The sequence below is a fragment of the Bacillus sanguinis genome, assembly GCF_018332475.1.
GTDB classification, from domain to species: domain Bacteria; phylum Bacillota; class Bacilli; order Bacillales; family Bacillaceae_G; genus Bacillus_A; species Bacillus_A sanguinis.
The window spans coordinates 1-6561 of the sequence record NZ_BOQB01000184.1 but is presented as its reverse complement, the minus strand read 5'-3'; the positions used below and the strand labels follow the sequence as shown (position 1 = coordinate 6561).

Here is a 6561-nt window from a genome sequence, read left to right as displayed (position 1 = left end):
AAAAGATGACTCGTTTTATGCTAAAATTCACTTAGTGTATATTTTCGTTAAAATGTGGGTGGGACCCCTTTTAGCAAAACCGGAGTGGAAATGATGAGTATAAACAGTTTTGTGGGATTAATAAAGGATGAATTATTAAAAGAGGTCAGCATAAGAAGTGAGGACGAATTCGAGCCTGTAGTAGTTAAAGATATTCCTAGACTTTGGAAGTGTTTAGGGATGGGGAATTATGCCGCAGTATTCATGCATAAAGAATACAAAGATTGGGTAGTGAAAGTTTACGCACGAGAAGGAGAAGGAATTGAAAAAGAGTCAGAAGTATACCGAAGAATCGGAAATCATCCTTCTTATTCGAAGCTTATATATAAAGGAGAAAATTTCATAGTATTGAAACGTTTAAAAGAAATTACTTTATACGATGCTATTCATAAGGGGATTAAAATTCCTAAACAGGTAATCTTTGATATCAATGAAGCATTAGAGTATGCAAGAGAACAAGGGTTAACTCCTTGTGACGTTCACGGGAAAAATGTGATGATGGAAAACGGAAGAGGATATGTAGTCGATGTATCTGATTTCTTAAAAACAAAAGAAGATAGTAAGTGGAGAGACCTAGAAAAGGCATATTTTATATTTTATTTGCCTTTCATTTATAAATTTCCTTTCCCTATTAAAATACCGTATTTTATGTTAAACATTGTTAGACATTCGTATAGAAAATATAAGAAGTTTAAAAAGAAATTCAAATGGTAAAAGGACCACATACTTATTTTTAGGTGATATAAGTGAACGACTAGTAAACGAAAGGACCGTACATATTAGATATATCTAATATGTACGGTCCTATTTTTATGAATGCATGAAGTAATCCGTAAGCTGTACATTTCCTTTTTCATGCAATTACTTATTTTCTTCCTCAAACCCTTTATTCTTGTTCTTGTTTATTTCGCAACAATTGATGCGTTCTTTGAGCTCTGTATGGTTATATAGTGTGGTTTTACTCACTCAGGCTTCTTTCTGTCACACTCTTGAAGGTAATTATATTTTTCTACGTACTAAATAAAAAGATAAGGACCCCATAATAACAGGTGCAACGAAATCAAAGAAATGGGAAAAATTAAAAGGAAAAAGAAAAAGAAATGGTATAAGTGTATAGATAACTGCTTGTCCTATAAATACAGGAATTCCAAATTGAAATTCTCTACATCGTTTGATTTTCCTGTATAACACTTCCCCAATTAGACAAGCTATAAGAGCTGGTATACTACCATAAGTGACGATCGTTTTAATGAATCCTAATACAACGTTCGGGTGAATAAAGCTAGGATGAGAAATATATGAAATCAAGAACCATCCAAAAATAAAAGCAAACAGACTTGCAGCATAACTAATTACAAATTTTACCAACGTAATCATCCTCACAGTTTTCTAATAGTAACTCCATTGTATGACATAACGCCCTATTAACAGTAGTCAATGATGCATATAATTTTCGTTTTTGCTTTCTTTTCTGAGCTTGATAACGATGGGCTGAGTCATAAATTGTGGCAAATATCTATACTTCTACTAATTGGTTAATTAAAGAAGAATTTGTTCCACAATTCTTAAGTTATTATAATATGAAAAAATGAAATTCTCCTTCTGCAATTCATTCAAATGATTCAATCTTCGCATCTTATGAATTCCCTGAAAGTGCTAAACTTAAGTAAAATAATTAACCATCCTATGCAAGAAAGTTTAGATAGCTAAAAGCATATGTTTTATTGAAGGGATGTGATTGAATTATGGAACGGCCGAATTGGGGAATTGGAGGATTAGTATTTGTTGGCTGCATGTTTCTTGGCGGAGGAGTGGGATCTATATTAGGCGATACTCATGCTGGATGGCTAATAGGGATGGGGGCTGGATTTATTGGGATGGCTTTAACGAGACTGATCAGAAAGTAACATAATGGGATTCTGCTCCTAGTAAATAAGGAAATATGTATGTAATTCATAGCATAATAGCTTTATAAATTATAGTTAGAACCTTCTCTTTTCTAAATTTCTCCATACATAGATATGATTCTCAAGCCAAAGGATGGCACCTTAGGCTGTTTTTTTGTGCTCTCTAAAAATGCCTTACCATATAATAGACTTCGTTAGATTTCGATAATCTTTTTTGTAATAGAATAGATTCATTACCGTTTCAGACCTAAGTATTCATTCATAACCTAATAGTAAAAAGGGGGATGATTCAAGGTATGGCGTGTAATGATGAATTAATTTGTCAACAGTTTGCAAGGATTATCGGTGGCCAAGAAGGATTTGCCGGTGGAAAATGCGTGGCAACAATAAATCGGGATGAAATACAAGCAACTATCTTAGGAAAACGTTTTAGAGTAACAAGTTCCTTCTCATTCGAATCACGAGATAATAAAACTGGACGAGCATTGTGTCTAGGCCGGGTAGCGCTATTGCAAAAAGAAGTCAATGGATTTGTTGCTACAATTATTAAACAAGGAATAATCGTTTCGTCTATACACAATGAGTGGTTATGTGATGATCCAAATTTAGTTTACGTTAATATCGAAGACGTTGATGATCCGCTAAGTTTCGCAAGGAAAGTTAGAAGAGCGTTATGCAATTAGCTAATTTATTTAAATGAGCAATGTAAAAGGATCTTCAATCGAAAGATCCTTTTATACATAAGATGAAGGTGTTTTCTTGTATTTCATTAATTAAGTTTAATTGACTAGTAAACGAACGTAATTTCTGTGCATGAATTGATATAATAATCTTCGCTTTTATTATAGAGCCAGTCCTTTAGTAGAAAATACATATATACGACAAATTGTGACAATAAAATATATATACTTTTGTTATGCTATGAAAGTTATTGATTTGTAATGTATATATAGGAGGATTTATTAATGTTAAAGAAATTGTTATTTTTTGTACTGTTGAGTTTGTGTGTAATGTCTTTAAGTGCTTGTAAAGGTGATGAAGAAAAATTAAAAGTAGCATCAGATGAGCAAAAGATAGATGAAGATAAAAAAGTAGCGGAGGAAGAAAAACGTAAGCAAGAAGAGCAACAAAGAGTGGAAGAAGAGAAGCGTAAACAAGAAGAGCAACAAAGAGTGGAAGAAGAGAAGCGTAAACAAGAAGAGCAACAAAGAGTAGAGGAAGAAAAACGTAAACAACAAGAGCAGAAGACTCAGCAACAACAGTCTATACAGCAAGAGAGAACACAAAAACAAGAAAAAACAACACAAGCAACAGGTGGGAAACCAACAAGATCACAAATTTCAGTTGGTTCACATGTAGTTATTCAATTAGATAATAACTATAGTAAAACTGTAAGTGGTGTTGTGAAAGACATTTTAACACATAGTGAAACGCATACATACGGCATTAAAGTTCGATTACAAGATGGACAAATTGGCCGTGTTCAAAGTGTTAACTAGTGAAAAAGATTTGACTACTTTTCAAATAAATAAACGCTACAAAAAATCGGTTCTTTCGTAAAGGAACCGGTTTTTTGTAGCGTTTTGTTGATGTCACCACATCTCTATCAAGTTATTACATACAAGGTAATAGATGTTTTTATAATTTGAAAGACGAGGAAACGAACTTGGAGGAAGTATGTTTGAGAAGATTAAAGGAAATGTTTTTTTGTTCTGGGTTATGGATCTATCCTCCCGTTCTAATTAACTAAAAGAAGAACTTCCCCATACCGATTAGACTACTAAGCATTCCGATTCCATTCATGGTGCCTTTTCCTACTGTAAGTAAGTTTCCAAGCATTCCTGGCTGACCGTTATTCCCCCATCCCATGGGATTTACCTGCCCTCCCCATCCTGGAGGTTTTCCAAAAACACCCCAGTTATTGGCATTAGAATTAAAATTAAAAGGCTTGACTGGCGGCGATAGTAAAGCCGCAAGATGACCTTGTGCGAACATCCCTGCATGATTGAATGGTTGGGCCCAGGGGAAGGGAGGTTTTTGAAAATTAAAACCTGCATGGGCTGGTAATGGAACCCAATTAGCAGGATGTCCTTGGGGCATCATCCCTGCATAATGGATTGGCTGACCTAAAGGAAAGAGAGGGGGCTCGGGATTGAAACTCGTATAATGGGCTGGTGAATCCCAACCAAACGGATAGACTCGAGGACTACAATTCTCAGAGATCCTCAGACCATTCATTCCTTCAGCTTTAGTTATTAGGGGCTGTGAATATAATGATGACATTGAAATTTGGTTATTATAGTGTTCCTCGTCTCCTTTTGAATTCAAATACCAATATTGGTGCATAAGCTTATTCCCCTTACTTTAAAAATGTAATGTTACACTTAGCCTATGTAATATTCCTTTTTATGGCTGGTTACATAACTAGATTTACAAGCCTGTATTTAAATGGTTATAAAGGTGTAATCAACAAAAAAAATTAAAATGTTATGTCGAGCAAGTAGAATTGCTAAAAAGAGAATATCCATTCGAAGAGTTTGGCAAAATACTGCAAGGACAATGTATTCTTGCGCAGATATGCAAACGATTTAAACGAATCAACGGAATTTATAATGAAGGGGCAAATAAATATATGAGTGAAACATTACATAAAAGAAAACCACCATATTTAATGCTTGTAATTCTTTTTATTGGGGCATTTGTTTCATTTCTAAATAACTCGCTTTTAAATGTAGCTTTGCCATCAATAATGAAGGATTTAGACATTAAAGATTATTCAACGATCCAGTGGCTTTCTACAGGGTATATGCTTGTAAGTGGTATATTAATTCCGGCATCAGCATTTTTAATAACCCGCTTCTCCAATAGAAGCTTATTTATTACATCTATGTTGATTTTTATTCTTGGTACGGCTTTAGCGGCTTTAGCACCAAACTTTAGTTTATTACTTACTGGCCGGATGGTTCAAGCAGCAGGTTCTTCAGTCATGGGGCCTTTGTTAATGAATATTATGCTAGTAAGCTTTCCAAGAGAAAAAAGGGGAACAGCGATGGGGATTTTTGGATTAGTTATGATTACAGCTCCAGCAATTGGACCGACACTATCAGGTTATATTGTAGAGTATTATGACTGGCGTTTGCTTTTTGAGATGATTTTACCGTTAGCAATCATTAGCTTACTGTTAGGGGTTTGGAAATCGGAGAATGTCATGAGACAAAACAAAAATGCAAAACTTGATTATCTCTCATTACTATTATCTTCTGTCGGTTTTGGCGGTTTGTTATATGGATTTAGTTCAGCAAGCTCCGATGGTTGGACGAATAAAGTTGTTTTAACAACCTTAATCATAGGCGCTATTGCTCTAATTGCTTTTATTATACGTCAATTAAAAATGAATGAACCGTTATTGGATTTACGTGTTTACAAGTACCCAATGTTTGCACTTGCGTCTGTAATTGCAATTGTTAACGCAGTGGCCATGTTTTCGGGTATGATTTTAACACCAGCTTATGTACAAAACGTCCGCGGTATTTCGCCGCTGAGCTCCGGGCTGATGATGCTTCCAGGTGCAGTAATAATGGGGGTTATGTCACCAATTACAGGTAAATTATTTGATAAATATGGCCCTCGAATTCTTGGCATAGTAGGACTTTCCATTACAGCTGTTTCAACTTATATGCTGGCAAACCTGCAAATTGACTCTAGTCACACACATATTATTCTTATTTACACACTGCGGATGTTTGGAATGGCGATGGTGATGATGCCACTTATGACCAATGGACTTAATCAATTACCAACTCGCTTAAATCCTCACGGTACAGCGGTTAATAATACAGCTCAACAAGTGTCCGGTTCGATTGGTACTGCTATTCTTGTTACGATTATGAATACTGTAACAAAAACAAAAGCTGAAAGTCTAATGTCTGAATTAGATCCAACAACCTTCACAGAAGCTACGAAGGCAATAGTAACTCAGAATGCTTTATTATCCGGAATTCAATATTCATTCTATGTAGCGCTTGGCATGAATGTTGTTGCACTACTATTAGTTTTTTTCGTTAAACGTGTAGATACAAGCCCGGAAGCAGTCGAGAGGTTAAATCGGTAGAGCAAAATAAAACTCTAGATGATGGTTCTTATAAGTTTTTTGCTACTAAGAAGATGATAATTAAAACGGGAAAAGAATTGACAGAAACAGTGAAATAATTACACATAGTGAAAAAGGATCTGATATTCATATCAGATCCTTTTTCAATCGTAACACAGTATACTTGCTTATCGTATTTGTTTGAATTGACATGAGAAACTACTGAATTTCCCAATACTACAATCTTTAGCTCTCAATTTCTCATAAACATTATAATAATACGCTTCATTTTAATGTAGTATTCTTTCTGCAAGTTATAAATCTAATGTCAAAAAACAACTTAGATTACCAACCTTATACGCAATATCATAATCATGAATAGTTAGGGAAAAGATAAAATAAGGTAATCAATTACATATCTTTATCCCAGGCGATTCATTGCTATCTTCTCTTTATTGAATGGGATATTTTATCCCGAATTAACGAGCAGTAAGACCCCCACCTCAAAATTCAGCGGAAGCAAAG

General features: G+C 34.7%; 7 protein-coding genes. 5 read left to right on the top strand and 2 right to left on the bottom strand.

Annotated elements, in window-relative coordinates; translation table 11 throughout:
- Positions 1–93: 93 nt before the first annotated feature.
- A complete protein-coding gene (locus KI369_RS19415; RefSeq protein WP_212957038.1) occupies positions 94–753 on the top strand; it encodes a protein kinase family protein in 660 nt (219 codons plus the stop codon).
- A gap of 285 nt (positions 754–1038) precedes the next feature.
- Here the strand turns inward: KI369_RS19415 and KI369_RS19410 are convergent, their stop codons facing one another.
- Complete coding sequence (locus KI369_RS19410; RefSeq protein WP_212957037.1) at positions 1039–1416, bottom strand: hypothetical protein; 378 nt, start codon at positions 1414–1416, stop codon at positions 1039–1041.
- 368 nt (positions 1417–1784) lie between these two features.
- Here KI369_RS19410 and KI369_RS19405 point away from each other — a divergent pair, with 368 nt between their 5' ends.
- The 3 genes from KI369_RS19405 to KI369_RS19395 all read left to right on the top strand — a co-directional run bounded on the left by KI369_RS19405 (position 1785) and on the right by KI369_RS19395 (position 3445).
- Positions 1785–1946 (top strand): hypothetical protein, encoded by a 162-nt coding sequence (locus tag KI369_RS19405; protein ID WP_000441003.1) that lies wholly within the window; start codon positions 1785–1787, stop codon positions 1944–1946.
- 296 nt (positions 1947–2242) lie between these two features.
- Positions 2243–2629, top strand: a complete 387-nt coding sequence (locus KI369_RS19400; protein ID WP_212957036.1) for a DUF1259 domain-containing protein — start codon at positions 2243–2245, stop codon at positions 2627–2629.
- A gap of 282 nt (positions 2630–2911) precedes the next feature.
- The gene (locus KI369_RS19395; protein ID WP_212957035.1) at positions 2912–3445 is read left to right on the top strand and encodes a YwbE family protein; all 534 of its coding nucleotides are present in this window, start codon (positions 2912–2914) and stop codon (positions 3443–3445) included.
- A 247-nt stretch (positions 3446–3692) separates the two neighbouring features.
- On the opposite strand, the gene KI369_RS19390 is transcribed toward KI369_RS19395, so the two are convergent.
- Positions 3693–4292 carry a hypothetical protein gene (locus KI369_RS19390; RefSeq protein WP_212957034.1) on the bottom strand — a complete coding sequence of 200 codons (600 nt, stop codon included), beginning with the start codon at positions 4290–4292 and terminating at the stop codon, positions 3693–3695.
- 286 nt (positions 4293–4578) lie between these two features.
- On the opposite strand from KI369_RS19390, the gene KI369_RS19385 reads away from it, so the two are divergent.
- On the top strand, positions 4579–6057 hold the full coding sequence (locus KI369_RS19385) for a DHA2 family efflux MFS transporter permease subunit (protein WP_212957033.1): 1479 nt from the start codon (positions 4579–4581) through the stop codon (positions 6055–6057).
- The last annotated feature ends 504 nt before the right edge of the window (positions 6058–6561 follow it).